Annotated in this window: 1 protein-coding gene; it reads right to left on the bottom strand. The window is 59.2% G+C overall.

The genetic code is table 11. The features are described from left to right. Positions 1–170 precede the first annotated feature (170 nt). A partial coding sequence (locus JF66_RS20035; protein ID WP_035880648.1) for a (d)CMP kinase occupies positions 171–444 on the bottom strand: 274 nt, incomplete at its 5' end.

The following is a 444-nucleotide window of genomic DNA, read 5'->3' on the forward strand; positions in this document are numbered from 1 at the left end:
CGGGGTTATCGGTGACCGTCGACAGTACGTCGAAGTCTTCCTCGTCGAGATCGTAATCGTTGAGGCCGGTGCGCAGCGCTTCCGCACGCTTGGCGGCCAGTTCCTCATCGAGGTTGGCAAGTCGCTCCGCCAGCTCGTTATCGAGCGCGGAGCCCGTGTCGTCGTATTCCTCAGTCATGCGATGCCCTAGCCGTACGTGTATTGATGACGTCGATGACCGCGGTGATGGTCTGTTCTAAGTCAAGGTGGGTGGAGTCAACGGTGGTGACACCGTTTGCGGCGCTCATGAAATCGACGACCTCTGAGTCAGCACGATCTCTCGATCGCAGCTGATCTGCCACGGTTTCGGCCGATTGGGTTGTAATTTCCGCAGAGCGCCTAGCCATTCTAGCCTCTTCGGATGCGGTGAGTAGAATGCGCACCTCGGCGTCGGGTGCGACGACC

Origin of the sequence: Cryobacterium sp. MLB-32, assembly GCF_000738085.1 — a bacterium.
Classification (GTDB): domain Bacteria; phylum Actinomycetota; class Actinomycetes; order Actinomycetales; family Microbacteriaceae; genus Cryobacterium.